Annotated in this window: 22 protein-coding genes; 9 read left to right on the top strand and 13 right to left on the bottom strand. The window is 69.2% G+C overall.

Translation table 11 applies throughout. The features are described 5' to 3' along the window. Positions 1 to 11: 11 nt before the first annotated feature. Positions 12 to 1,619, bottom strand: a complete 1,608-nt coding sequence (gene mdlC / locus KEC55_RS13605) for a benzoylformate decarboxylase (RefSeq protein WP_282505856.1) — start codon at positions 1,617 to 1,619, stop codon at positions 12 to 14. Positions 1,620 to 1,718: 99 nt separating this feature from the next. On the opposite strand from mdlC, the gene KEC55_RS13610 reads away from it, so the two are divergent. From KEC55_RS13610 to KEC55_RS13625, 4 genes are all read left to right on the top strand, one after another. After that, positions 1,719 to 2,630, top strand: coding sequence for a LysR family transcriptional regulator (locus KEC55_RS13610; protein ID WP_282505857.1), 912 nt, complete (start codon positions 1,719 to 1,721; stop codon positions 2,628 to 2,630). Positions 2,631 to 2,853: 223 nt separating this feature from the next. Further along, entirely contained in the window at positions 2,854 to 4,248 is a 1,395-nt protein-coding gene (gene dalD, locus KEC55_RS13615) for a D-arabinitol 4-dehydrogenase (protein ID WP_282505858.1), read from the top strand. Between the two features lie 83 nt (positions 4,249 to 4,331). Next, positions 4,332 to 5,813 (top strand): xylulokinase, encoded by a 1,482-nt coding sequence (gene xylB, locus KEC55_RS13620; protein ID WP_282505859.1) that lies wholly within the window; start codon positions 4,332 to 4,334, stop codon positions 5,811 to 5,813. Between the two features lie 49 nt (positions 5,814 to 5,862). Further along, positions 5,863 to 6,876, top strand: a complete 1,014-nt coding sequence (locus KEC55_RS13625) for a sugar-binding transcriptional regulator (protein ID WP_282507530.1) — start codon at positions 5,863 to 5,865, stop codon at positions 6,874 to 6,876. Positions 6,877 to 6,898: 22 nt separating this feature from the next. On the opposite strand, the gene KEC55_RS13630 is transcribed toward KEC55_RS13625, so the two are convergent. Continuing rightward, positions 6,899 to 8,110 carry an MFS transporter gene (locus KEC55_RS13630; protein WP_282505860.1) on the bottom strand — a complete coding sequence of 404 codons (1,212 nt, stop codon included), beginning with the start codon at positions 8,108 to 8,110 and terminating at the stop codon, positions 6,899 to 6,901. A gap of 163 nt (positions 8,111 to 8,273) precedes the next feature. On the opposite strand from KEC55_RS13630, the gene KEC55_RS13635 reads away from it, so the two are divergent. After that, the gene (locus KEC55_RS13635) at positions 8,274 to 9,158 is read left to right on the top strand and encodes a LysR family transcriptional regulator (RefSeq protein WP_282505861.1); all 885 of its coding nucleotides are present in this window, start codon (positions 8,274 to 8,276) and stop codon (positions 9,156 to 9,158) included. Between the two features lie 19 nt (positions 9,159 to 9,177). Here the strand turns inward: KEC55_RS13635 and KEC55_RS13640 are convergent, their stop codons facing one another. From KEC55_RS13640 to KEC55_RS13675, 8 genes are all read right to left on the bottom strand, one after another. Beyond that, the gene (locus KEC55_RS13640; protein WP_282505862.1) at positions 9,178 to 10,287 is read right to left on the bottom strand and encodes an ABC transporter ATP-binding protein; all 1,110 of its coding nucleotides are present in this window, start codon (positions 10,285 to 10,287) and stop codon (positions 9,178 to 9,180) included. A 54-nt stretch (positions 10,288 to 10,341) separates the two neighbouring features. Further along, positions 10,342 to 11,025: an HAD family hydrolase gene (locus tag KEC55_RS13645; protein WP_176051632.1), complete on the bottom strand. Its 684-nt coding sequence runs from the start codon at positions 11,023 to 11,025 to the stop codon at positions 10,342 to 10,344. Then, entirely contained in the window at positions 11,022 to 11,873 is an 852-nt protein-coding gene (locus tag KEC55_RS13650; protein ID WP_048245223.1) for a carbohydrate ABC transporter permease, read from the bottom strand. The genes KEC55_RS13645 and KEC55_RS13650 overlap by 4 nt, the downstream gene beginning before the upstream one ends. After that, entirely contained in the window at positions 11,870 to 12,817 is a 948-nt protein-coding gene (locus tag KEC55_RS13655) for a carbohydrate ABC transporter permease (protein WP_282505863.1), read from the bottom strand. The genes KEC55_RS13650 and KEC55_RS13655 overlap by 4 nt, the downstream gene beginning before the upstream one ends. A 114-nt stretch (positions 12,818 to 12,931) precedes the next feature. After that, positions 12,932 to 14,257, bottom strand: a complete 1,326-nt coding sequence (locus KEC55_RS13660) for an ABC transporter substrate-binding protein (RefSeq protein WP_282505864.1) — start codon at positions 14,255 to 14,257, stop codon at positions 12,932 to 12,934. 61 nt (positions 14,258 to 14,318) lie between these two features. After that, positions 14,319 to 15,680 (bottom strand): D-tagatose-bisphosphate aldolase, class II, non-catalytic subunit, encoded by a 1,362-nt coding sequence (locus KEC55_RS13665; protein ID WP_282505865.1) that lies wholly within the window; start codon positions 15,678 to 15,680, stop codon positions 14,319 to 14,321. Next, the gene (locus KEC55_RS13670; RefSeq protein WP_282505866.1) at positions 15,668 to 16,624 is read right to left on the bottom strand and encodes a sugar kinase; all 957 of its coding nucleotides are present in this window, start codon (positions 16,622 to 16,624) and stop codon (positions 15,668 to 15,670) included. The genes KEC55_RS13665 and KEC55_RS13670 overlap by 13 nt, the downstream gene beginning before the upstream one ends. A 78-nt stretch (positions 16,625 to 16,702) precedes the next feature. After that, positions 16,703 to 17,479, bottom strand: coding sequence for an L-iditol 2-dehydrogenase (locus KEC55_RS13675; protein WP_176051627.1), 777 nt, complete (start codon positions 17,477 to 17,479; stop codon positions 16,703 to 16,705). A gap of 329 nt (positions 17,480 to 17,808) precedes the next feature. Here KEC55_RS13675 and KEC55_RS13680 point away from each other — a divergent pair, with 329 nt between their 5' ends. Genes KEC55_RS13680 through KEC55_RS13695 form a run of 4 tightly spaced genes read left to right on the top strand, consistent with a single transcriptional unit; the run spans position 17,809 to position 20,911 of the window. Beyond that, positions 17,809 to 18,270, top strand: a complete 462-nt coding sequence (locus tag KEC55_RS13680) for a Fur family transcriptional regulator (protein ID WP_011546084.1) — start codon at positions 17,809 to 17,811, stop codon at positions 18,268 to 18,270. A gap of 46 nt (positions 18,271 to 18,316) precedes the next feature. After that, the gene (locus KEC55_RS13685; protein ID WP_282505867.1) at positions 18,317 to 19,228 is read left to right on the top strand and encodes a metal ABC transporter solute-binding protein; all 912 of its coding nucleotides are present in this window, start codon (positions 18,317 to 18,319) and stop codon (positions 19,226 to 19,228) included. Between the two features lie 17 nt (positions 19,229 to 19,245). Then, a complete protein-coding gene (locus tag KEC55_RS13690) occupies positions 19,246 to 20,136 on the top strand; it encodes an ABC transporter ATP-binding protein (protein WP_176051625.1) in 891 nt (296 codons plus the stop codon). Beyond that, entirely contained in the window at positions 20,129 to 20,911 is a 783-nt protein-coding gene (locus KEC55_RS13695; RefSeq protein ID WP_176051624.1) for a metal ABC transporter permease, read from the top strand. Before KEC55_RS13690 ends, KEC55_RS13695 begins: the two co-directional genes overlap by 8 nt. A 113-nt stretch (positions 20,912 to 21,024) precedes the next feature. On the opposite strand, the gene fghA is transcribed toward KEC55_RS13695, so the two are convergent. From fghA to KEC55_RS13710, 3 genes are all read right to left on the bottom strand, one after another. Further along, positions 21,025 to 21,873: an S-formylglutathione hydrolase gene (gene fghA / locus KEC55_RS13700; protein ID WP_282505868.1), complete on the bottom strand. Its 849-nt coding sequence runs from the start codon at positions 21,871 to 21,873 to the stop codon at positions 21,025 to 21,027. Between the two features lie 16 nt (positions 21,874 to 21,889). Continuing rightward, the gene (locus KEC55_RS13705) at positions 21,890 to 22,996 is read right to left on the bottom strand and encodes an S-(hydroxymethyl)glutathione dehydrogenase/class III alcohol dehydrogenase (protein ID WP_011353045.1); all 1,107 of its coding nucleotides are present in this window, start codon (positions 22,994 to 22,996) and stop codon (positions 21,890 to 21,892) included. Positions 22,997 to 23,219: 223 nt separating this feature from the next. Continuing rightward, positions 23,220 to 24,716, bottom strand: a complete 1,497-nt coding sequence (locus KEC55_RS13710) for a xylulokinase (RefSeq protein WP_282505869.1) — start codon at positions 24,714 to 24,716, stop codon at positions 23,220 to 23,222. Between the last annotated feature and the right edge of the window lie 419 nt (positions 24,717 to 25,135).

Genomic DNA, 25,135 nt, shown 5'->3' on the forward strand with positions numbered 1-25,135 from the left:
CGCACCGCGCGTCAGGCAATCTCGACTTCGACGACGACCGGCGTCGCGGCATGCAGCGCGTCGGTCAGTGTGTCGCGCAGGCGCGCCGCATCGGCAACGCGTACACCGTGGCAGCCCATCCCCTGCGCCAGCGCGACGAAATCGAGGTCGGGCAGATCGGTGCCCTGCACGGGGTCGTCGGGGCCGAAGCCGAACACGGGCGCGAAATCCTGCAGCGCCGCGTAGCGCCGGTTGTTCAGGATCACGAAAGTAAGCGGCAGCTTCAGCTGCGCCGCGCTCCACAGTGCCTGGATCGAATACAGGCTCGAGCCGTCGCCGATCAGCGCGATCACGCGCCGCTCAGGGTGCGCAAGCGCGACGCCGACGGCGGCCGGCATTCCGTAGCCGAGCCCGCCGCTGTCCATCGTGTAGAACGTGCCGCTGCGCGTGAACGGCAGGTGTTCCTGCATCACCGGCCGCGCGCTCGGCGCCTCCTCGACGACGATGTCGTGCGCATCGCGCACGTCGGCAAGCGTCTGCAGCGCAAATGCGACCGACATGCGCTCACCGGCGGCCGGCGCGTCGACGCGTGCACGCGGTGCGCGCGGCGCGGGCATCGGCCGCTCGGGCGGCGCCGGGCGCGCCAGCAGGTCGCGCGCGGCAAGCCTCAGGTTACCGACGACCGCGTCGCCGGACGGTGTCCACGCGGCGATGCCCGGATCGTCGACGAGCTGCACCAGCGTCGCGCCCGGCGGCACGTGCGGGCCGAAGCCTTCGATGTGATAGGTGAACGCGGGCGCACCGTACGCGAACACGAGGTCGTGCCCGTCGAGCCGCGCGACGATCTTCTCGCGGATAGCGGGCAGGAATCCCGCGAACAGCGGATGATCCTCGGGGAAACTGCAGCGCCCCGACATCGGCGCGACGTACACGCGCGCACGGTGCCGCTCGGCGAGCCGCACGACGTCGTCCCACGCGCCCGCGCGATCGACGGCCGCGCCGACCACGAACGCGGGACGCCGGGCGGCGTCGAGCGCGTCGCCAAGCCGCGTGAGCGCATCGGGATCGGGCCGCACGACGCTGCTGACCTCGCGGCGCGGCAACAGTTCGGCCGGCTGATCCCAATCGTCGACCGGTATCGACACGAACACGGGGCCGCGCGGCTCCTGCATCGCGATGTAATACGCCCGCGCGATCGCGGCCGGCACGTCCTGCGCGCGCGCCGGTTCGATGCTCCATTTCACGTACGGCTTCGGCAGCTCGGCAGCCTGCGTCGCGCCGAGGAACGGATCGAACGGCAAAATCGCCCGCGCCTGCTGGCCCGCGGTGACGATCAGCGGCGTGCGGTTCTTGAATGCGGTGAAGAGATTGCCCATCGCATTGCCGACACCCGCCGCCGAATGCAGATTGACGACCGCCGCGTTGCCGGTGGCCTGCGCATGGCCGTCGGCCATCCCGACCACGACGGCCTCCTGCAGGCCGAGCACGTAACGAAAATCGTCCGGGAAATCGCGGAACATCGGCAGCTCGGTCGAGCCGGGATTGCCGAATACGCGGTCGATGCCGAACTGGCGGAACAGGTCGATCACGGCGTCACGAACGGTGACCGGTGCGGCGGATGGGGGCGGGTGGCCGGACATGCTCGGGTGTCTCCTCGATGGCTTGGCGATTTCCACAGTATCGAAGCGCAAGCCATTCTCTGATACTGTATTTTTTGCGATAAGCCATTACATTCCGGCATGACTTTCGATCTCCGACAATTGCGCGCCTTCACGACGATCGTCGCGTGCGGCAGCCTCGGCCGCGCCGCCGACGCGCTGCATGTGACGCAGCCAGCGCTGAGCCGGATCCTGAAGCGGCTCGAGGATCAGGTCGGCGCGCCCTTGTTCGAGCGCCACTCGAAAGGCGTGCAGCTCACCGCGTTCGGCGAGGCGCTGCTGCCGCACGCGACGCTGCTGCAGCACGAGGCCGAGCACGCGCGCGAGGAACTCGACGCGATGCGCGGGTTCGCGAAGGGCACGATCAAGGTCGGCACGGTGGGCAGCATCGCGAGCCTCGTGCTGCCGGTCGCGGTCGGCCGCGTGCTCGACCGCTGGCCGAACCTGCGCGTCGAGATCATCGAAGGCGTGTGGGACCGGCTCGCGGAAGGGCTGAACAAGCACGAGATCGATCTCGCGTTGTCCGCGCACGGACCCGACACCGACGAGATCGTCGCGATTCCCGAGTGCCGCTGGGAAGATCGCAGTCATATCGTTGCGGCGCCGCAGCATCCGCTGCGCGCGCTCGGCCGCGCGCCGACGCTCGCCGATACGCTGCACGCGCGCTGGGCGATTCCGCCGCGCGGCACCGCGCCGTTCGACCACATGCGCGCGACCTTCGACGCGCACGGGCTCGCGCTGCCCGACATCGCGGTCGAGACGCGTTCGGTCACGACGCTGAAGAGCCTCGTCGCGCATGCCGGCTTCCTGAGCTGGATGGCCGAGCCGATGTATGGCGCCGAGCAGCGCGCCGGCACGATCGACACGTTGCCCGTGCGCGAGGTCGTCGCGGTGCGCACGCTCACCGCGTTCCGGCGCCGCCACGGGATCCTGCCCGGGCCGGCCGGCAAGCTGCTCGAGGAACTCGTCGCGTTGACGCGCGAGGGGCGCTGACGGCGCTACCCGGCCGGCGCCTCATCCATCCCTTCCCGCCCTTCCCGCCCTTCCCGCCCATCTAGCCCATCTAGCCCTTCCGGCCTTCCCGTCCGCCGCAGCGCACCATCGAAATGCCGTTTCCCCGCCTTGACTTTCGCTCGCCCGAATACGATCATTCGCTCACACAAAGAGCAAATGATCGTATTCGACTGGAAAGACTGGCACGAACAGGAGACACCGGATGAGCGCATCGCCCTCCGCCCGCGCGCCCGTGCTGCTGCACATCGGCGCGGGCTCGTTTCACCGCGCGCACCAGGCGTGGTATCTGCATCGCGTGAACGCGGCCGTGCCGGCCGACGAACGCTGGTCGCTGACCGTCGGCAACATCCGCGACGACATGCGCGCGACGATGGATGCGCTCACTGCGCAGCACGGCGCCTACACGCTCGAAACCGTCACGCCGCAAGGCGAGCGCGCGTACGAGACGATCCGCGCGATCACGCGCGTGCTGCCGTGGTCGATCGACCTCGCCGCGCTGATCGACGCAGGCGCCGATCCGGCGTGCCGGATCGTGTCGTTCACCGTCACCGAAGGCGGCTACTACCTCGACGAACACAACCGGCTCGACATCGCGAACGCCGATCTCGCCGCCGACCTGCAGGGCGCGCGCACGACGCTGTACGGCGCGCTCGCGGCGCTGCTCGCCGAACGCATGACGCGCGGCGCGGGCCCGCTCACGCTGCAGAGCTGCGACAACCTGCGCAACAACGGCGCGCGCTTTCGCGCCGGGATGCGCGAATTCCTCGAACGGCGCGGTGAAACCGCCCTCCTCGCGTGGTTCGACGCGAACGTCGCGACGCCGAGCGCGATGGTCGACCGCATCACGCCGCGCCCGACCGCCGACGTGCGCGAGCGCGTACTCGCGGCCACCGGTATCGACGACGCGTGCCCGGTGATGGGCGAATCGTTCATCCAGTGGGTGATCGAGGACCGCTTCGCGGCCGGCCGGCCGCGCTGGGAGCTGGCCGGCGCCGAACTCGTCGACGACGTGCATCCGTACGAGGAAGCGAAGATCCGCATTCTCAACGCGACGCACAGCTGCATCGCGTGGGCCGGCACGCTCGCGGGCCATACCTACATCCACGAAGGCACGCACGACGCGGCGATCCGGCGCTTCGCGCACGATTACGTGACGCAGGACGTGATCCCGTGCCTGACGCCGAGCCCGCTCGATCTCGCGCGCTATCGCGACGTCGTGCTCGAACGCTTCGGCAACCCGTACGTGCTCGACACGAACCAGCGCGTGGCGGCCGACGGCTTCTCGAAGATCCCCGGCTTCATCGCACCGACGCTCGTCGAATCGTTCGCGCGCGGCGCGGCGCCGGTCGCCACCGCCGTGCTGCCCGCGTTGTTCCTGCGCTTTCTCGAACGCTGGGCGCGTGGCCTGCTGCCGTATGCGTACCAGGACGGCGTGATGGACGACAGCGCCGCGCGGGCGATCGTCGACGCCGACGATCCGGTCGTCGCGCTGTGCGCGAGCCGCGCGCTGTGGGGCTCGCTCGCCGGCAACGCGGCGCTGTTCGAGGCGCTGCGCGGCGCGCTCGCGCGGGTCGACGCATGGCTGGCACAACGCTGACGCGCATCCGGGCGAACCTGCCTTGGCATGTGCGCTGCCGCGCGGCTAAAGTAGCGACTCCCCACTGACGGAACGAATCGCTCATGTATCTCGGCATCGACCTCGGCACCTCGGAAGTGAAGGTATTGCTGCTGGCCCCCGACGGCACGGTCGTCGGCACGGCCGGCACGCCGTTCACCGTGTCGCGGCCGCATCCGCGCTGGGCAGAACAGCATCCGGACGACTGGTGGCGAGGCACGCTCGCCGCGCTCGCAACGTTGCGCGAGCGGCATCCGCACGCGTTCGCGCAGGTGCGCGGCATCGGCCTGTCGGGACAGATGCACGGCGCCGTGCTGCTCGGTCGCGACGACCGCGTGCTGCGCCCCGCGATCCTGTGGAACGACATGCGCAGCGCCGACGAATGCGCGCTGCTCACCGAACGCGCGCCCGATCTCCATGCGCTGGCCGGCAATCTCGCGATGCCGGGCTTTACCGCGCCGAAACTGCTGTGGGTCGCGAAGCATGAACCCGACGTGTTCGCCGCCACCGCCTGCGTGCTGATGCCGAAGGACTACCTGCGGTTCCGGCTGACCGGTGCGAAAGTCTCGGACCCGTCGGACGCAGCCGGCACGCTGTGGCTCGACGTCGCGCGCCGCGACTGGTCCGACGCGCTGCTCGCCGCGTGCGACATGACCCGCGACCAGATGCCCCGCATCGTCGAGGGCAACGCGCCGTCCGGCACGCTGCGCGCTGACGTCGCGCGCGAGCTCGGGCTGTCGGAGGCCGTCGTGGTCGCGGGCGGCGGCGGCGACAACGCGACAAGTGCGCTCGGCATCGGCGCGATCCACGCGGGCGACGGCTTCGTGTCGCTCGGCACGTCGGGCGTGCTGAGCGTGGTCGGCGACCGCTTCATGCCAAACCCCGCATCGGCCGTGCATGCGTTCTGCCACGCCATCCCCGATCGCTGGCAACTGATGAGCGTCGTGCTGTCGGCCGCGAGCTGCCTGCGCTGGGTCTGCAAGCTGACGGGCACCGACGAGCCCGCACTGCTCGCCGAAGTCGAAACGCTCGACGCCGACGCGCTCGCGACGGCGCCGCTGTTCCTGCCCTACCTGTCCGGCGAGCGCACGCCGCACAACGATCCGTACGCACAAGGCGTGTTCTTCGGGATGACGCATGCGACCGAGCGCGCGCATCTCGGCTACGCGGTACTCGAAGGCGTGACGCTCGGCCTCGCCGACGGCCTCGACGCGCTCCATGCGGCCGGCGTCGAAACCGACCAGCTGTCGCTGATCGGCGGCGGCGCGCGCAGCGCGTTCTGGGCGCAACTGATCGCCGACGCGCTGAACGTGCGCACGCGCCAGATCGGCGGCGGCGAGACGGGCGCGGCGCTCGGCGCGGCACGGCTCGGCTGGCTGGCCGTCGGCGGCGACCCGCACGCGGTGCTGACCAAGCCGCCGGTGCGCGCCGAATACGCGCCGGACGCCGCCCGCCATGCGCGGCTGCGCGAACGCCTCGACGCGTTCCGCTCGCTGTACCGTCACGTCCAGCCGCTGTACGAACCGTCGCGCACGCGGCTCGCGTAGACGTGACTGCGGGGCAGCGCGCACGACATGCGTTACAGTGGACGCCGTCGTGCGGCCTGCCGGCTGGCCCGCGGGGCGGCCCCCTGATCCGAACCGAATCGCTATCGTGTCCAAGTCCTCAGAAAAACTCGATCTCGCCACGCGTGCCGCGTGGCTCTACTACGTCGCGGGCGACACGCAGAACGAAATCGCCGAGAAGCTGCAGGTCTCGCGCCCGGTCGCGCAGCGCCTCGTTGCGTTCGCGGTCGAGAAGAACCTGATCCGCGTGCGCGTCGATCACCAGCTCGCCGACTGCCTCGATCTCGGCGCGCAGCTGTCGAAACGCTATGGCCTCGCGATGTGCGAAGTCGTGCCCGTCGATGCCGATGCACCCGATGCGATCGACCGCAAGCTCGCGGTCGCCGGCGCGCAGGTGATGGAGCGCTATCTGAACGAAACGCGCCCGATGGTGATCGCGGTCAGTAGCGGCCGGACGCTGAAGGCCGCGGTCGCGCAGATCGCGCAGATCGAGCGCCCGCAGCACCGGCTCGTGTCGATGGTCGGCGCGATCGCGGCCGACGGGTCGTCGAACCGCTACGACGTCGCGCAGTACATCTCCGAGAAAACCGGCAGCAAGCACTTCCTGCTACCCGCGCCGCTGTTCGCCGACAGCAACGCCGAGCGCGCGCAGTGGTGCAATCACCGGCTGTACCGGATCGTCGAGGCACTGTCGGGCCAGGCCGACGTCGCGTTCGTCGGGATCGGCAACATCGGCCCGCACTGCCCGCTCTACGAAGACGGCTTCATCACCGAACGGGAGCGCGACGAGATGACCGCGCTCGGCGCGGTGGCCGAACTGCTCGGCGTGCCGATCGACGCGCAAGGCAAGCTGATCGACGTGTCGACCAGCGCACGCGTGACGAGCGTGGCGCTCGCGTCGCCGCCGAAGCTGCCGACGATCGCGTTCGCCGGCGGCCCGAAGAAACACGACGCGGTGATCGCCGCGCTGCGCGGCGGCTGGCTGTCGGGGCTCGTCACCGACGAAACCTGCGCACGCGCCGCGCTCGCCGCGAAGGCGGCCTGACACCGCCGACGGGCACGCCCGCTCAGGCCGCGCGCGGCGCCGGGAACGCATGCCGGCGCGCGCGCCACGCGCCGAGCCACGCGGCCGCCAGCAGCACGACCAGCACCCACGGAATCGCGCCGGCGCCCGTCGCATCGAGCAGCATCCCGCCCGCGATGCCGCCACCGGCGATCGCCAGATTCCACACCGTCACGAGCATCGACTGCGCGACGTCGGCCGACTCGCCCGCCGCGTTCGCGGCAGCCGTCTGGAACAGCGTCGGCGCGCCGCCAAACGCGAGCCCCCACAGCGCGACGCCCGCGTAGACGATCGCCATCCCGGAACCGGCGCCGAGCATCAGCGCCGCGAGCGCGAACAGCGCGATGCTGGCGAGCGTCAGCCGCCGTTGCGCGGCGCCGATCCATGCGCCCGTCAGCGCGATGCCGGCCAGCGACGCGATACCGAACACGAACAGCACCACATCGACCTGCGTGCCCATCCGCACGCCTGCCAGGAACGGCGCGACATACGTGTACAGCATGTTGTGCGCGAGCACGTACGCGAACATCACGGTCAGCACCGGCCGCACGCCGGGCAGCGTCATCACGCCGAGCACCGGCTCGCGCGCGCCGGCGGACTGCCCCGCGTAATCGGGCACGCGCAGGCGAATCCAGCCGATCAGCGCGAGCGCCGCCAGCGTGATCAGCGCGAACGCGACGCGCCAGCCAAGCGCCGCACCGAGCGCGGTGCCGGCCGGAATGCCGATCGACATCGCGACCGGCGCGCCGAGCATCGCCACCGCGATCGCCCGACCGCGCAGCGAAGCGTCGACCATCCGGCTCGCATAGCCGGCCAGCAACGCCCACAGCAGCCCGGCCGCCATGCCGGCGACGAAGCGCGCGACGAGCGTGAGCGCGTAGTACGGCGACACGGCCGTCAGCGCGTTCGACACGACGAAGCCGGCGAGCGCCGCGAGCAGCAGGCGCCGCCGGCGCATCGCCCGCGTCGCGGCGACGAGCGGAATCGCCGCGACGATCGAGCCGAGCGCATAGACGGTCACGAGCTGGCCGATCAGCGCCTCGGGCACGCGCAGGTCGGCGCTCATCAACGGCAGCAGGCCGGCCGGCAACGCTTCGGTGAGGATGGTGATGAAGGCGGCCGTCGCGAGCGCCAGCAGGTTCGCGACCGGCAGGCGTTCGGCCGCCTGCGCCGGCTGGCCGGCAACGCGGCCGTCCATCGACGGGCAATCGCTCATGATGCGCTCCCGGCTTCGACGCGACGGGCGATGACAGGCAGGAATGACATGGCGTGACCTCGAACAGTGAAGGAACGCCCATCGTAGGGAGCCGGCGCGAGAAGAAAAACCGGGGTAGAGTTCCGGACACTCCGGACGCCGGTGTCCGCAATCGGGATCTCGCATGGAAAATCTGGGCGGTTTCGTCGTGTTCGTTCAGGTCGCCGAAACGCGCAGCTTCGTCGCGGCCGGCCGCGCGCTCGGGCTGTCGGCTTCGGCGATCGGCAAGCGCATCGCGCGGCTCGAGGCGCGCCTGAACGTGCGGTTGTTTCACCGCAGCACGCGCAGCATCACGCTGACGGCCGAAGGCACGCGCTTTCTCGAACGATGCCGGCGCGTGATCGCCGAGATCGAAGCGGCCGAACGGGAATTGACGCACAGCACCGAAGCGCCGCGCGGCCGGCTGCGCGTGAGCCTGCCGACGATCGGCACGCTGCTGCTGCCGGTGCTCGCCGATTTCATGGCCGCGTATCCGGAGATCGAGCTCGACATCGATTTCAGCGACCGGCTCGTCGACGTCGTCGACGAAGGGTTCGACGCGGTGCTGCGCACCGGCCAGCCTTCAGATTCACGGCTGTCGTCGCGGCTGCTCGGCCATTTCCGCCAGCACCTCGTCGCGTCGCCCGCGTATCTCGACCGGCACGGCACGCCGCGCACGCCGGCCGATCTCGCACAGCATCGCTGCCTGCACTATCGCTTCCCGACCAGCGGCAAGCTCGAAACCTGGCCGCTGCGCGTGCCGCGCACCGGTACGCCACCGGAGGTGCCGGTCGCGATGGTCAGCAACAGCGCGGAAGCACGCCTGTGCTTCGCGCTGCGCGGGCTCGGCATCGCGTGCCTGCCCATTTTCTTCGTGCGCGACGCGCTCGAGGACGGCACGCTGCGCGCGGTGCTCGACGAACACGTCGCGAGCTGCGCGCCGATCCACGTCCTGTGGCCGTCAGGCCGGCACCCGACGCCGAAGCTGCGCGCGTTCGTCGACTACATGGCCGAACACCTGCGCATCTGAGCGGCGCAGGCGCCGGTCGTCACGCAGCCTTCGCATGCGCACTCAGCCGGCGGAACGCCTGGCCGTGCTCGTCGAACAGATGGCAGTGCTCGGCCTGCGCATGCACGCGCAATGCCTCGCCGGTGCGGTACGTGTCGAGCGGCGGAATCCGCGCGATCAACCCGTCGGACGCCGCGGCCGACTCCGCATACAGATAAGCCGAATCGCCGAGCGACTCGACGGCCATCGTCCGTGCGGCAACCCCCGTCGCGCCCGCGTCGACCAGCAGGTGTTCGGGCCGCACGCCGACGGTCACCGCGGCGCCGCGTTGCAGCCCGGACGCGTCCACCGCGACACGCTGCGTCTCGCCACTGTCGAAACGCACGAGCACACCGAGCGCATCGACCGACTCGACCGTACCCTTCAGGAAGTTCATCTTCGGCGAGCCGATGAAGCCCGCGACGAACTGGTTCGCCGGCGCGTGATACAACTCGTTCGGCGTGCCGACCTGCTGCACCGCGCCGCCCGACAGCACGACGATCTTGTCAGCGAGCGTCATCGCCTCGACCTGGTCGTGCGTCACGTAGATCATCGTCGTCTTCAGCTCGTCGTGCAGCCGTGCGAATTCCAGCCGCATCTTCACGCGCAGCGCGGCGTCGAGGTTCGACAACGGTTCGTCGAACAGGAACACCTTCGGCTTGCGCGTGATCGCGCGGCCGATCGCGACGCGCTGCCGCTGGCCACCCGACAGCTGCTTCGGCTTGCGGTCGAGCAGGTGATCGATGTGCAGGATCTTCGCGGCCTGCTTCACGGCCTGGTCGATCTCCGGCTTCTTCGCGCCCGCGAGCTTCAGGCCGAACGCCATGTTGTCGTACAGCGTCATGTGCGGGTACAGCGCATACGACTGGAACACCATCGCGATGCCGCGCTTCGCGCTCGGCACCTCGTTGACCTTCGCGCCGTCGATCAGCAGGTCGCCGTTCGAAATATCCTCGAGGCCCGCGATCATCCGCATCAGCGTGGATTTGCCGCAGCCGCTCGGCCCGACGAACACGACGAATTCGCCATCGGCGATATCGAGGTTCACGTTGCGCAGCACTTCGGTGTCGTCGTAGCGCTTCGCGATATTGCGCAGGAGCACGCTTGCCATGATCTGTCTCCGTTCGTTCGTGATGCGCCGCCTTCGGGCGGCGCGCAATCGTTGCTAGTTCGGCAGCACCGCGCCCGTCGCCTGCCAGCGCGCGACGTAACCGGGCAGCTCGTGCATGTCGTCGAATACGTGACGCGCGCCGATCCCGCGCAGCGCGTCGATTTGAGCGGCCGACGCATGCCCGCCGCCGACGAAGCCGAGCACGGTCATGCCGGCCGCCGCCGCCGCGGTGATGCCGGTCACGCTGTCCTCGACGACGAGGCAGTGGGCAGGCGCCGCGCCGAGCGTGCGCGCGGCCGCGAGATACACGTCGGGCGCCGGCTTCGGCCGCGCAACGGCATCCGCGCAGAACAGCCGGTCGCCGAAGAAGCGCGCGAGACCGGTGCGCGCGAGCGCCGCCTCGACGTACGCACGGTAGCTGTTGCTCGCGCAGGCCGTCGTCAGTTGAATCGCGGCCAGCGCCGTATCGATACCGTCGACCATCGGCGCATTGACGGCCGCTGCTTCGACCGCGCGGCGAATCGCCTCGACGTCGGCGGCCGACAGCGTGCGGCCGACGGCCTCGCCGGCACCGGCCAGCACGCGCTCGATGCGCAACCCGAGCAGCGGCATCACGGCCGGCCGCGCATCGACGCCCGGCCAGCGCGCATCGAGTTCGCGCACGATCACGTCGGCGGCCACGGCCTCGCTGTCGATCAGCACGCCGTCGCAATCGCAGATCAGGACGTTCGCTGTCATTTGACGGCCCCGAACGTGAGCCCGCGCACGAGCTGCTTCTGCGACAGCCAGCCGACGATCAGGATCGGCGCGACGGCCAGCAGGGAGGCGGCGGACAGCTTCGCCCAGAACAACCCTTCGGGGCTCGAGTACGACGCGATGAACACGGTCAGCGGCGCGGCGTTCGAACTCGACAGGTTGATGCTCCAGAACGCCTCGTTCCACGACAGGATGACGAGCAGCAGCGCGGTGGATGCAAGCCCCGGCAGCGCCATCGGCATCAGCAGGTAGACGATCTCCTGCCACGTCGACGCGCCGTCGATGCGCCCGGCCTCGAGGATGTCCTTCGGAATTTCGTTGAAGTACGTGAAGGTCATCCATACCGCGATCGGCAGGTTGATCAGCGTGTAGACGATCACGAGCCCCGACACCGTGTCGAGCAGCCCCGCGTTCTTCCACAGCAGATAGATCGGCACGAGCACACCGACCGACGGCATCATCTTCGTCGACAGCATCCACAGCAGCACCTTCTGCGTGCGATGGTTCGGGAAGAACGCCATCGCGTACGCGGCCGGCACCGCGAACAGCAACGAGATCACCGTGACGCCGGCCGAGATCAGCACCGAATTCCACGCGAACGCGAAGTAGTTGCTGCGTGCGAACACCTCGCGGAAGCTGTCGAGCGTCGGCATGAAGAACAGCGTCGACGCATACGCTTGCTGCTCGGTCTTGAACGCGGTGATCGCCATCCAGAAGATCGGGAAGAACAGCAGCAGCGCGATCAGCCACGCGAGCGTGCCGGGCAGCGCGCGCCGCACGAGGTCGAACACGGCCGGCACGCGCCGGCCTTCGAAGGTCAGGTCGCTCATTTCTCGTACTCTCCCTTCAGGTTGCGCGCGAGCATCCGCACGAGGAAGAACGACACGACGTTCGCGACCACCACGGCGATGATGCCGCCCGCGGACGCGAGGCCGACGTCGAACTGCTGCAGCCCGAGCGCGTAGATCAGGTAGGACAGGTTAGTCGTCGCGTCGCCGGGGCCGCCGCCGGTCGTCGTGTAGATCTCCGCGAAGATCGACAGCAGGAAGATGGTCTCCATCATCACGACCACGGCGATCGCGCGCTTCAGGTGCGGCAGCGTGATGTAGAAGAACATCGCGATCGGGCCCGCGCCGTCGATGCGCGCGGCTTCCTTCTGCTCCTGGTCGAGCGACTGGATCGCGGTGAACAGGATCAGGAACGCGAACGGCAGCCACTGCCACGCGACGATGATGATCACCGCGGTGAGCGGGTAATCGGCGAACCAGTCGATCGGCGTCATGCCAAGCGCGCGCATCGCGTTCGCGACCAGGCCGTATACCGGGTGCAGGATCATGTTCTTCCAGATCAGCGCGGACACCGTCGGCATCACGAAGAACGGCGCGATCGCGAGCAGGCGCGCGACGCCCTGCCCGTAGAACTTGCGGTCGAACAGCACGGCCATCAGCACGCCGCCGACCACCGTGATCGCGAGCACCGCGCCGATCAGCACGAGCGTGTGCCAGATCGCGGGCAGGAACGACGGATCGGTCGCGAGGAAGCGGTAGTTGTCGAATCCGGCAAAACCCTTCACGTCCGGGTTCAGCAGGTTGTAACGCGAGAACGAATACCAGATCGTCATCGCGAGCGGAATCGACATCCACAGCAGCAGCACCGCGACGGACGGCGACACGAGCCAGCTCGCGCCGCCGCGCGCACGGCGCGGCGCGCCCGGCGGCGACGACGCGTCGCCGACCGGCGACGCATGGCTCAGGGGAAGACGTAAATGACGCATGATCGGAGTCCCTCCGGTTGATGCGCGGGCGAAACCGGCCTGCCCGCCTTTCAGCTTCGCCGGCCCGCACCGTGCGCGACGGCGCGCGGTGCGGGCTGCACGGCGTCCTGCGCGTTACTTCTTGTAGCCGGCCTGCCGCACCGCGCGGTCGGCGGCGGCCTGCCCGGCGGCGAGCGCCTGGTCGACCGTCATCTGGCCCGCGACCGCACCGGCGATCGATTGGCCGACCACCGTGCCGAACGACTGGAATTCAGGAATCCCGACGTACTGCACGCCCGTGTACGGCACCTTCTTCAGCGACGGATCGTTCGGGTCGGCCGTCTCGATCGCCTTCAGCACGAAGTCCGAGAACGGCGCGGCGGCCTTGTACTCGGGGCGCTGATACGTCGACGTGCGGGTGCCCGGCGGCACCGACGCCCAGCCCTCGTCCTTGCCGGCCATCTCGATGTACTGCTTCGACGTCGCCCACGCGATGAACTTGCGCGCGGCGTCCTGCTGCTTCGACGTCTTCGGCACGGCCAGCGCCCACGCCCACAGCCAGTGCGAACCCTTCGGCGTGGCGGCGACGGGCGCGGCCGCGAAGCCGATCTTGTCGGCCACCTGCGACTGCTGCTTGTTGTAGAGCATGCCGGCCGCGACCGTCGCGTCGATCCACATCGCGCACTTGCCCGATGCGGTGAGCGTCAAGTTCTCGTTGAAGCCGTTCGAGCTCGCTCCCGGCGGGCCGTCTTTCTTCAGCAGGTTCACGTAGAACGTGATCGCCTTCTTCCATTCAGGCGACGTGAGCTGCGCGTTCCAGTTCTCGTCGAACCAGCGCCCGCCGAACGTGTTCACGACCGTCGACACGAACGCCATGTTCTCGCCCCAGCCGGCCTTGCCGCGCAGGCAGATCCCGTAGGTGCCCTTCGACTTGTCGGTGAGCTTGTCCGCGAATTCGGCGATCTGGTCGTAGGTCGGCTGGTCGGGCATCTTCAGCCCCTTCGCCGCGAACAGGTCCTTGCGGTAGAACGTCATCGAGCTTTCGACGTAGAACGGCAGCGCGTAGAGCTGGCCGTTGTACGACAGGCTGTCGCGCGCTGTCTTCACGATGTCGTTCAGGTCGTAGTCGGCTGGCAGGCCCGTCATCGGCGCGAGCCAGCCGCGCTTGCCCCACTGCGGCGTCTCGTAGGTGCCGATCGCCATCACGTCGAACTGGCCGCTGCCGGTCGTGATGTCGGTCGTCGCACGCTGGCGCAGCACGTTTTCCTCGAGGATCACCCAGTTCAGCTTGATGTCGGGGTTCGCCTTCTCGAACGCCGGCGACAGCTTCTTCAGCTCGATCATGTCGGGGTTGTTCAGCGTCGCGATCGTCAGCGTGCCGGCGGACACGGCGCAGGCCGCCGTCGCGAGCGCGGCTCCGGCGAAGCAGCGTGCGGCGGCGTCGAGCATCTTTCGTTGCATGGCATGTCTCCTGTGTTTGTTCGAAGTGTCGTCGGTCTTGCGTCGTTTCCTTCGCGGCCTGTCACGCCGGCCGCTGCATTCCGCACGCGCGCGCATAGTGCGCGATCACGTCGCGTATCCGGTGGCGCACCCACGCGCGCGGCTCCCTCGCGAGCCCACCCGCGCGGCACGCCGCGTAGACATCCGGCAGCCACTGCGCGACGAGCGTCTCCGGCACCGGCTGCCGCGCGAGGTTGTCGAACAGCTGCTCGACCGCGGCCGCAACGGACGGCTGCAGCCAGTAGTAGCGGATCCGGTCGCTGTAGCTGAACTGGCGCGCGAGCCGCTGCTCGGTCTCGTCGCCGCGGTAGTACGGCGCCCAGTGTTCGGGCTGCGCGCGCATCGCGGCATCGACCACATCGCGCAGGCGCGAACGCTGCGCGACGTCACCGATCAGCGCATCCTCGATGAACGTCAGCGCGAACAGCGCCTCGCGCAGCGCGAACGTCAGCGCGGGGCCGACCTTCAGCACCGCGAAATGGTCGCGCACGAGCGCGGCGAGCGCGCCTTCGGTCTGGTAATCGGTCGAGTGCGCCTCGAACACGAGGTGCGGTGTCTGCAGGATACTCGCGCCGAGCGACGCCGCCTTCGCACTGTCGTAGTCGAGTACGTGACGATCGTCGAAGTCGACGCCCGGCTGCGCGACGATCGCCACGACACGCGCCCAGGCGTCGTCGAGCCCGGCATCCGCAAACGCACGACGGTGTGCATCGAGCGTCGCCGCGATGCTGTCGCTGCGCGTGACCGCGATCTGCGCGATCGCCGCATCGTCCCCTTCGTTCGCGCCGCCGCTCACTTCGCCGCCCGGCGTCGGCACTTCGGTGCCGATCACGTAGACGGGCGCGATACCGGCGCGCCGGGCCGCGTCTTCCGCCGCGCGGCACAGCTCGGCCGCGCGTGCGGCGATCGTGCGGTCGTCGAGCCGCACCGGATCGTCCGCGCACGCCATGCTCGCATCGAGGTGGATCTTCTCGAAGCCGGCCTCGACGTACGCGGCGACCATCGCGACGGCCTCGCGCATCGCGTCGGCCGCGCGGCGGTGCCGCCACGGGTTCGGGCCGAGATGGTCGCCGCCGAGCACGAGCGCCGACGGCGCGAGCCCGCAACGCGCCGCGATCGCATCGACGTCACGGCGGAAATCGGCGGGCGTCATGCCCGTATAGCCGCCGAGATGGTTCACCTGGTTGCAGGTCGCCTCGATCAGGAGCGGCGAGCCGTCCGCGCGCGCGGCTTCGCACGCGGCTTCCAGAACGAGCCGGTGCGCACTGCAGATCGAATAGATGCCGCGCTGCGCGTCGGCGCGGTTCGCGTCGAAGATCATCCGCAGCACCGCGTCCGCATGGGCGGTGCGCGGGCGTTCGGCGAAGGTCGTCAGGCCGGACATGCGATACCTCGTTCGGTCAGGAAGCGGTCGATCTCGGCCGCGCTGCTGTTGCCTTCCATCGGGCCGCGCCGCGTGACCGCGATCGCACCGGCCGCATTCGCGCGGCGCAAGGCGGCATCGATCGGCACGCCCGCGACGAGGCTCGCAACGAGCGTGCCGCCGAAGCAGTCGCCGGCGCCGGTCGGGTCGACTTCGTCGACCGGAAAGGCGGATGCGTCGACGCGGTTCGCGCGGTCGAACGCGACGCTGCCTTGCGCGCCGCGCTTCAGCACGACACGCTCCAGCAACGGATGCGTCGCGAGCAGGCCCGCGATCGCGCGCTCGGCCGGCTGCGGCCCGCAGAAGAACGGCAGGTCGGCCTCGCTCGGCATGAACAGGTGGCACGCGGCGAGCATCTCGTCGAGCGCCGCGCGCATCGGGCGAAAGCTCAGCATCTCGGGGCGCACGTTCGGATCGAACGACACCTTTGCGCCGGCGCGCGCGGCCTCGATCACGCCGCGCTGCACGGCCGCGATCGCCGATTCGCTCGTCAGCGACGAGCCCATCACGTGGAAATAGCGGCAGCCGTCGAACATCGCGGGATCGACGTCCGATGCATCGACGCACGCGGCCGCGCTGGTGGACAGCGTGAAGACGAAGCTGCGCGAACCGTCGTCGCGATACGCGACGAATGCGGTGCCGGTCGGACGTGAGACGCGGCGGATGCGCGCCACCTCGACACCGTCGCGTTCGAGCCGCGCGACGATCGCGTCGCCGAACGCGTCGCGGCCGACGCAGCCCGCATACGCGACGCGTGCACCGAGCCGTGCGGCCTGGTCGGCGAAGATCGCCGGCGCGCCGCTCGGGAACGGCCCCGCGAACAGGCCTGGCGTCTCGAAACCCTGGCCGCGCTCGGCGGCGACGAATTCGGCGAGCAGTTCGCCGGCGACGACGATCTCGGCCATCAGGCGTGCCCTCCCCGTTCGACGGCGGCCGAGTCGTCGCGGACCGGCCGGCAGGTTGCGCGTGCGAGCAGCCCCACGTCAGCTCATCCAGTTGCCGCCGTCGACATTCAGCGTCTGGGCGGTGATGTAATCGGCGTCGGCCGACGAGAGGAACAGAGCGGCGCCCGTCAGGTCGCCCGGTACGCCCATGCGGCCGAGCGGCACGGCTTCGCCGACGAGCCGCTTCTTCTCGCCGAGCGGCCGGTTCTCGTAGCGCGCGAAGAGGGCATCGACCTGCTCCCACATCGGCGTGTCGACGACGCCCGGCGCAATCCCGTTCACGTTGATCCGGTGCGGCGCGAGCGCGAGCGCGGCCGACTGCGTATAGCTGATCACCGCGGCCTTGGTCGCGCAGTAGTGCGAAACGAGCGCCTCGCCACGACGGCCGGCCTGCGACGACATGTTGACGATCTTGCCGCCGCGCCCCTGCTCAACCATCCGCTGTGCGACGGCCTGCATCAGGAAGAACAGCCCCTTCACGTTGACCGCGAACAGCCGGTCGAACACGTCCCACGATTCGTCGAGGATCGGGCGCATGTCGAACAGCGCCGCGTTGTTGAACAGGATGTCGACGCCGCCGAAGCGCTCGACCGCCGTGGCGACGATCCGCTCGATGTCGTCGCGGCGCGTGACGTCCGCGGTGACGGCCACCGCGCGGCCGGGGTTCGCCTCGATCAGCCGCGCGAGCGAGCCGCTGGCGGGCTTCAGGTCGACGAGCACGCAACGTGCGCCCTCGTCCAGATAGCGTTGCGCGACCGCCTCGCCGATGCCGCTTGCGGCGCCCGTCAGGATCGCGACCTTGTCTTCCAGTCTCACTGGCTGTCTCCGGTTCGTTCTGCTGTACGACGGTCACGAGGTGAGCGAACGCTCGCCGACCGATCAATTGCTCTGTTAGTGATCGAATGATCGGATACGCGATTCGCGCTGTCAAGGCGACACGACGGCTTTCTATGACGCGCTGCGGCACAACGGCGCATGACGACGGCCCGTCGCGCACGCCCGGCAAGGCGCGCGGCGCGCGGTGCGGCGCAGTGGGACCGACGGTGAAGGGGACGGAGCGAGGCGGGAAAGGGGAATTCGCGCTGCACGGCGCGACGATACGTTATATCATCGCCATACTTTGTTTCATCGCCCTGCTTCACGCCATGGCTACCTCATCGTCCATTGACGCCCGGCTGTCCCGGGCCGACGCATTCGCCGCCGAGCACGGGCTCGCGTGGACGCCGCTGCGCCGTCAGGTCTACGAACGCGTGCTGGCCGCGCAGCGCCCGATCGGCGCGTACGACCTGCTCGCCGAACTCGAACCGCAGCGCGGCCGCGTGCCGCCGACGACCGTCTATCGCGCGCTGGATTTCCTCGTCGAGCACGGCTTCATCCACCGGATCGAATCGAAGAACGCGTTCTTCGCGTGCTGCGAGATCGGCGTGCCGCACGAAGGCCAGTTCCTGATCTGCGATTCGTGCGGCGACACCGTCGAGATTCCCGGCGGCGACCTCGCGAAGCAGTTGTCCGCGAGCGAGCCCGCGCACGGCTTCGAAGTCCACCACCAGGTCGTCGAGCTGAGCGGCCTGTGCGGGCACTGCAAGCGCAAGCCCGCGCAACGCTGACGCTGAATCGCGCGGCCACGCGCCGCCCCTTCCAATGAGGAGTTTCATGTCCATTGCCCTGAAGCGCGCGCCGCGGCGTGCCCTGTCGCCTGTTCGCTGGCTCGCCGCCGCCGTTGCCGCGCTGTCGCTCGCGGCGCCCGCGTTCGCGCAGGCCGCGACCGTCAACGTCGTCGCCGCCGAGAATTTCTACGGCGACGTCGCGACGCAGATCGGCGGCAGCCACGTTGCGGTCACGAGCATCCTCAGCAATCCCGACCAGGATCCGCACCTGTTCGAAGCGAGCCCGAAGACGGCCCGTGCGCTCCAGCACGCGCAGGTCGTGATCTACAACGGCGCCGACTACGATCCTTGGATGGGCAAGCTGCTCGGCGCGTCGAAGCAGGCGAAGCGCGCGACGATCGTCGTCGCCGATCTGGTCGGCAAGAAGGCCGGCGACAACCCGCACCTGTGGTACGACCCGGCGACGATGCCGGCCGCCGCGCGCGCGATCGCGGCAGAACTCGGCCGCGCCGACCCGGCGAACAAGGCCGAGTACGATGCGAACCTGCAGAAGTTCGTCGCATCGCTGAAGCCCGTCGACGACAAGGTCGCCGCGCTGCGCGCGAAGTACAAGGGCGTGCCGGTGACGGCCACCGAGCCCGTATTCGGCTACATGTCGGACGCGATCGGCCTCGACATGCGCAACCAGCGCTTCCAGCTCGCGACGATGAACGACACCGAAGCCAGCGCGCAGGACGTCGCCGCATTCGAGAACGACCTGCGCAAGAAGCAGGTGCGCGTGCTGATCTACAACAGCCAGGCCGAAGAACCGATGACCAAGCGCATGCTGAAGATCGCGCGCGACGGCGGCGTGCCGACCGTTAGCGTCACCGAGACGCAGCCGGCCGGCAAGACCTTCCAGCAATGGATGGCCGGCCAGCTCGACGCGCTCGGCAATGCGCTTTCAGCCGGCAAGTAATTGACACCCGTAACGACATGACCGCCACTCCCCACGCACTCGCCGTCGATCGCGTCACGCTCGAACTGGGCGGACGCACGATCCTGCGCGATGTCAGCTTCTCGATCGAACCCGGCGAATTCGTCGGCGTGCTCGGGCCGAACGGCGCGGGCAAGACGACACTGATGCGCGCGGTGCTCGGCCTCGTGCCCGTGTCGGCCGGCTCGCTGTCCGTCGGCGGCGTGCCGGTCGTGCGCGGCAACCCGTCGATCGGCTACATGCCGCAGATTCGCAGCGGCCTCGCGAACCGCCGGATGCGCGGCTACGATTTCGTCGCGATGGCCGCCGACGGCCACCGCTGGGGGCTGCCGCACACGAACGCGGCCACGCGCCGCGACGTCGACCGCGTGCTCGATCTCGTCGGCGGACCGACCCTCGCGCGCCGGCCGCTATCCGAACTGTCGGGCGGCGAACGCCAGCGCCTGCTGCTCGCGCAATGCCTGCTCGGCAATCCGAAGCTGCTGCTGCTCGACGAGCCGCTGATCAGCCTCGACCCGAACCACCAGCGCGGCGTCGTCGAACTCGTGCGCAACGTGCAGCGCGAGCTCGGCATCACCGTGCTGTTCTCCGCGCACGAACTGAATCCGCTGCTGAACGCGCTCGACCGCGTGCTGTATCTCGGCAACGGCGTCGCGGCGCTCGGCACCGTCGACGAGGTGATCACGAAGCCCGTGCTGTCGCGGCTCTACGGATCGCCGATCGACGTGATGCGCGTGAACGGCAAGATCTTCGTGATGTCGGGCGACGTCGAGATCGAGAAGCACGACCACGAACACGAGGACGACGACGGCCACTCGCACGGCGGTGGCGGCGGCCACGGCCATCATCACCACGGACACGCTCATCCCGGGCATTCGCACGATGTTTGAATACGACTTCATGATCAACGCCTTCGCGGCGTCGGGGATCGTCGCGGTGCTCGCAGGCATCGTCGGCTACTTCCTGGTGCTGCGCGGGCAGACCTTCGCCGGCCACGCGCTGTCGCACGTCGGCTTCACCGGCGCGACGGGCGCGGTGCTGCTCGGCATCTCGCCGATCTGGGGCATGGTCGGCTTCACGCTCGCGGCCGGGATCGGGATGGGCGCGCTCGGCGAAAAGCTCGCGGGCCGCGACGTCGCGATCGGCGTGATCCTGTCGGGCGCGCTCGGCTTCGGCCTGCTGTTCCTGCATTTCTATACGTCGTTCGCGACGCAGGTCACCGCGCTGCTGTTCGGCAACGTGCTCGCGGTGAGTCACGACACGCTCGCGGTGCTCGCGGGCATCGGCGCGGTGAGCCTCGCCGCGCTCGCGCTGATCGCGCGGCCGCTGCTGTTCGCGTCGCTGCAGCCCGAGCTGGCCGAAGCGAAAGGTGTGTCGCTGCGCGCGGTGTCGATGCTGTTCCTCGCGGTGTGCGCGCTCGCGGTGGCCGCGGCGACGCAGATCGTCGGCGTGCTGCTCGTGTTCACGCTGTTGGTCGGGCCGGCTGCGGCCGCGCAGAACGTGACGACGCGGCTGTCGACCGGCGTGCTGCTCGCCGCGCTGTTCGCGCTGTTCGAGGCGTGGGCCGGCATCGTGCTCGCGTATCACACCGACTGGCCGACGAGCTTCTGGATCACCGCGCTGTCGGCGCTCGTGTACGGCGCAAGCCTGTTGCGGCGCAACTGAGCGCCGCCCGATGAAAATAAAAAACGCCGGCGTGCCCGAGGGCAGCGCCGGCGTTTTTTTATGCGCCCACGATCGTGCGGCGCGCCGTTTGCGTTACGTGCTTCCCTTCCCGCTCATCGTGCGAGCACGCGCGCGTGATGCGCGAGGTGATCGGCGATGAACGTCGAGATGAAGTAGTACCCGTGGTCGTAGCCCGGATGACGGCGCAGCGTCAGTGGCTGGCCGGCCTTCGCGCATGCGGCCTCGAACACGTCGGGGTTCAGCTGGTTCGCAAGGAATTGATCGGCGAGACCCTGATCGACGAGGATGCCGTCCGCGAACTTCGGCGCATCGGCGCGCGCGACGAGCTCGCTCGCGTCGTGTGCCTTCCATGCGTCGCGATCGTCGCCGAGGTAGCCCGAGAATGCCTTCTCGCCCCACGGGCAGCGCGTGGGCGCGGCGATCGGCGCAAACGCCGACACCGACCGGTACAGGCCCGGATGGCGCAGCGCGAGCGTCAGCGCGCCATGCCCGCCCATCGAGTGACCGAAGATCCCGAGCCGCGCCCCGTCGATCGGCAGCTCGGCCGCGACGAGCTCGCACAGCTCGCCCGTCACGTACGACTCCATCCGGTAATGCGTGGACCACGGCGCCTCGGTCGCATCGACATAAAAGCCCGCACCGACGCCGAAATCCCACGCATCGGTCTCGCCCGCCACGCCCGCGCCGCGCGGGCTCGTGTCGGGCATCACGAGCGCGATGCCGTGCTGCGCCGCGTATTGCTGCGCGCCGCCCTTGATCGCGAACGTCTCGTCGGTGCACGTGAGCCCGGCAAGATAGAACAGCGCCGGCACGCGGCCGTGCGCAGCCTGCGGCGGCAGGTACACCGAGAACTTCATCGGCAGGCCGATGGCCGCCGAATCGTGACGGTAGAAGCGCTGCTCGCCGCCGTGGCACGCATGCGAGGAAACGAGTTCGAGCATGACGGTGCGCTCCCGGTCAGTACAGCACGACCGAACGGATCGACTCGCCGGCCTTCATCAGGTCGAAGCCTTCGTTGATCCGCTCGAGCGGCAGCGTGTGCGTGATCAGGTCGTCGATGTTGATCTTGCCTTCCATGTACCAGTCGACGATCTTCGGCACGTCGGTACGGCCGCGTGCGCCGCCGAACGCCGAGCCCTTCCACTCGCGGCCCGTCACCAGCTGGAACGGACGCGTGCTGATTTCCTCGCCCGCTGCCGCCACGCCGATGATGAACGACTGGCCCCAGCCCTTGTGCGTGCACTCGAGCGCCTGGCGCATCAGCTTCACGTTGCCCACGCATTCGAACGAGTAGTCGGCGCCGCCGTCGGTCAGCTGCACGATGTGGTCGACGACGTTCTCGACTTCGTTCGGGTTGATGAAGTGCGTCATCCCGAACTTCTTCGCGAGCTCGACGCGCTTCGGGTTGATGTCGACGCCGATGATCTTGTCCGCGCCGACCATCTTCGCGCCCTGGATCACGTTCAGGCCGATGCCGCCGAGGCCGAACACGACGACGTTCGCGCCCGCCTCGACCTTCGCCGAGTACACGACCGCACCGACGCCCGTCGTCACGCCGCAGCCGATGTAGCAGATCTTGTCGAACGGCGCGTCCTCGCGCACTTTCGCCACCGCGATTTCCGGCACGACGATGTAGTTCGAGAACGTCGACGTACCCATGTAGTGGAACAGCGGCTTGCCGTCGAGCGAGAAGCGCGACGTCGCGTCAGGCATCAGGCCCTTGCCCTGCGTCGCGCGGATCTTCTGGCACAGGTTGGTCTTGCGCGACAGGCAGAACTTGCACTCGCGGCATTCGGGCGTGTAGAGCGGAATGACGTGATCGCCCTTGCGCAAGGTGCCGACGCCGGGGCCGACGTCGACCACCACGCCCGCGCCTTCGTGGCCGAGGATCGCCGGGAAGATCCCTTCCGGATCGGCGCCCGACAGCGTGTAGTAGTCGGTGTGGCAGATGCCCGTCGCCTTCACTTCGATCAGCACTTCGCCTGCGCGCGGCCCTTCGAGATCGACTTCCTCGATCGTCAGCGGCGCACCGGCCTTCCATGCAATCGCGGCTTTCGTTTTCATCGTGTCACTCCTGTGTGTCTGTGAGGTCAACCGGCGCGCGCTTCAGCGCCTGCCGGGTTCCATGCAAAGCTGTCGAAGCCGTGCCGCGCGGCATCGCGCGCGACACGCAGAAAGCATCCTGTGCTCGCCATGATGGCCGGTCCCGCCACGCACCGCGTGCGGGAAACGGTCGCAGGCTTGCCACGATGCGTCATCGCTGACGCAAAAGAACAAGTGTTCGAGTTTAAACACCCGTCGTGAACCACGCATCCGTGCGTGCGTACAGATCGATGAAGCGCGCATGGCGCGCGGCCAGCAGGCGGTCGTCGCGCGGCGCGACGACCGGCGACGCGGCCGGCGCCAGCGCGCGCAATGCGTCTTCCCGCCAGTGCCCGATCGCGACGCCCGCGAGCAGCGCGGCGCCGCGCGTCGCGGCATTCGGACAGTCGATCGCGTGCAGCGACGCGCCGAGCGCGTCGGCGAGCAACTGGCGCCAGCGTGGATCGACCGAGCCGCCGCCGGCGAGACGCAACGTTGTCACCGGGTCGCGACGATCGGCATCGCGGATCGCATCGAGCCCCGCGCGCAGCGCGAACGCGACGCCTTCGAACGCCGCGCGCATCATCGCGCCGCGCGTATCGCCGAGCCCGAGGCCGAGCCAGCCGCCGCGCGCATCGGGGTTCATCCACGGCGAACGCTCGCCCGTCAGATACGGCAGGAAGCACAGCCGGTCGGACGCCGGCTGCGCGAACGCATCGTCATACGCATCGGCCCATCCCGCATAGCCCAGCCAGCCGCGCACGGCTTCGAGCGCGAGCCCGACGTTCTGCATCGCGGCCATCGTGTAGTAGCCGCCGCCAGCCGCCGTGCGATAGCGATGCAGCCCGCGCCGCGCGGGCGGCAGCGCATCCGCGAGCACGACGATCTGGCCGCCGCTGCCGGTCGTCAGCAGTGCGTCGCCCGCGGCAACCAGCCCGCTGCCGAGCGCCGCGCAGGCGGTGTCGGCCGCGCCCGTCGCGAGCGGCACGCCGGCAGGCAGCCCGAGCGCGGCGGCCGCCTGCGCGCCGAGCGTGCCGCAGCGCGCGGTCGACGCAAGCACTGGCGCGAAGCAGTCGGCCGGCAAGCCAAGCGCGTCGATCAACGCGAAATCCCACGCGCCGTCGGGCGTCGCCAGCGCGGTCGCGCACGCGTCGCTCGGATCGGCCGCGACGTCGCCGCCGAGCGCGATGCGCAGCCAGTCCTTCGGCTGCACGGCCCAACGCGCGGTGCGCAGCGCATCGGGTTCGTGCGCGGCCAGCCAGCGCAGCAGCGGGCCAGCCATGCCCGGCGCGACGGGGTTCGGGGCAACGGGCAATCCGGCGACGGGTAATCCGGCGACGGGCAATCCGACGACGGGCAAACCAGCGGCGGTCCAAGCGGCCGCGTCCGCTTCGCGCCCGGCGCGCGTGTCGGGCCACAGCAGCGCGGGCCGCACCGGCTGCCCGGCCGCGTCGATCAGCACGACGCCGTGCATCTGGCCCGAGAAACCGATCGCTGCGACCCGCGCGCGTTCGCCGGCCGGCAACCGTGCGGCCGCACGCACGAGCGCCTGCCACCACGTCTCGGGCGCGATCTCGGCCCAGCCGGGATGCGGCGACGACAGCGCATAAGGTTCGCTCGCGACTGCCCGCTCGACGCCATCGGCATCGAGCGTGACGAGTTTGACGGAGCCGGTGCCGAGGTCGATTCCGAGCAGGCGCATGACGGGGCGATGAATTCGTATGAACGGATGCCGATGATAACGGGATAGCGATGTATGCCCCGGCTTTTGCGGTCAGGACGATGCAAAACGAAGCAGCGAAGCCGCGATCGGCGACCCGGTTTCACCCGGCTGCACCTTGCGTGCAAAAGAGACCATTCGCGGGTTAACCCGGCACGAATTTTCACCGGTCCTTTTTGCCACTATGCGCATCACCCGATACACACCATAAAGCGGCCTATATTTGACATGGGGGCCCGCGCTATTTTGAAGGGCTATAAAACCGGGGAACCTCACTCCTGCGGCCGTTTCCCGATGATCGACACCCTGTTCCATGCCGAATTGGCATATCGAACCAGCAAAGAACGGAATAGTACCCAGCGCTCTTGTTGCGTGGATTCATTCCGCATAACTTCGTATCA

This window comes from Burkholderia cepacia, assembly GCF_029962485.1.
Lineage (GTDB): Bacteria > Pseudomonadota > Gammaproteobacteria > Burkholderiales > Burkholderiaceae > Burkholderia.

What these genes read in the sequence shown, in the direction of transcription:
- mdlC (WP_282505856.1), bottom strand. Translation starts at nt 1,619, where the DNA reads ATGTCCGGCCACCCGCCCCCATCCGCCGCACCGGTCACCGTTCGTGAC.
- KEC55_RS13610 (WP_282505857.1), top strand. Translation starts at nt 1,719, where the DNA reads ATGACTTTCGATCTCCGACAATTGCGCGCCTTCACGACGATCGTCGCG.
- dalD (WP_282505858.1), top strand. Translation starts at nt 2,854, where the DNA reads ATGAGCGCATCGCCCTCCGCCCGCGCGCCCGTGCTGCTGCACATCGGC.
- xylB (WP_282505859.1), top strand. Translation starts at nt 4,332, where the DNA reads ATGTATCTCGGCATCGACCTCGGCACCTCGGAAGTGAAGGTATTGCTG.
- KEC55_RS13630 (WP_282505860.1), bottom strand. Translation starts at nt 8,110, where the DNA reads ATGAGCGATTGCCCGTCGATGGACGGCCGCGTTGCCGGCCAGCCGGCG.
- KEC55_RS13635 (WP_282505861.1), top strand. Translation starts at nt 8,274, where the DNA reads ATGGAAAATCTGGGCGGTTTCGTCGTGTTCGTTCAGGTCGCCGAAACG.
- KEC55_RS13640 (WP_282505862.1), bottom strand. Translation starts at nt 10,287, where the DNA reads ATGGCAAGCGTGCTCCTGCGCAATATCGCGAAGCGCTACGACGACACC.
- KEC55_RS13645 (WP_176051632.1), bottom strand. Translation starts at nt 11,025, where the DNA reads ATGACAGCGAACGTCCTGATCTGCGATTGCGACGGCGTGCTGATCGAC.
- KEC55_RS13650 (WP_048245223.1), bottom strand. Translation starts at nt 11,873, where the DNA reads ATGAGCGACCTGACCTTCGAAGGCCGGCGCGTGCCGGCCGTGTTCGAC.
- KEC55_RS13655 (WP_282505863.1), bottom strand. Translation starts at nt 12,817, where the DNA reads ATGCGTCATTTACGTCTTCCCCTGAGCCATGCGTCGCCGGTCGGCGAC.
- KEC55_RS13660 (WP_282505864.1), bottom strand. Translation starts at nt 14,257, where the DNA reads ATGCAACGAAAGATGCTCGACGCCGCCGCACGCTGCTTCGCCGGAGCC.
- KEC55_RS13665 (WP_282505865.1), bottom strand. Translation starts at nt 15,680, where the DNA reads ATGTCCGGCCTGACGACCTTCGCCGAACGCCCGCGCACCGCCCATGCG.
- KEC55_RS13670 (WP_282505866.1), bottom strand. Translation starts at nt 16,624, where the DNA reads ATGGCCGAGATCGTCGTCGCCGGCGAACTGCTCGCCGAATTCGTCGCC.
- KEC55_RS13680 (WP_011546084.1), top strand. Translation starts at nt 17,809, where the DNA reads ATGGCTACCTCATCGTCCATTGACGCCCGGCTGTCCCGGGCCGACGCA.
- KEC55_RS13685 (WP_282505867.1), top strand. Translation starts at nt 18,317, where the DNA reads ATGTCCATTGCCCTGAAGCGCGCGCCGCGGCGTGCCCTGTCGCCTGTT.
- KEC55_RS13690 (WP_176051625.1), top strand. Translation starts at nt 19,246, where the DNA reads ATGACCGCCACTCCCCACGCACTCGCCGTCGATCGCGTCACGCTCGAA.
- KEC55_RS13695 (WP_176051624.1), top strand. Translation starts at nt 20,129, where the DNA reads ATGTTTGAATACGACTTCATGATCAACGCCTTCGCGGCGTCGGGGATC.
- fghA (WP_282505868.1), bottom strand. Translation starts at nt 21,873, where the DNA reads ATGCTCGAACTCGTTTCCTCGCATGCGTGCCACGGCGGCGAGCAGCGC.
- KEC55_RS13705 (WP_011353045.1), bottom strand. Translation starts at nt 22,996, where the DNA reads ATGAAAACGAAAGCCGCGATTGCATGGAAGGCCGGTGCGCCGCTGACG.
- KEC55_RS13710 (WP_282505869.1), bottom strand. Translation starts at nt 24,716, where the DNA reads ATGCGCCTGCTCGGAATCGACCTCGGCACCGGCTCCGTCAAACTCGTC.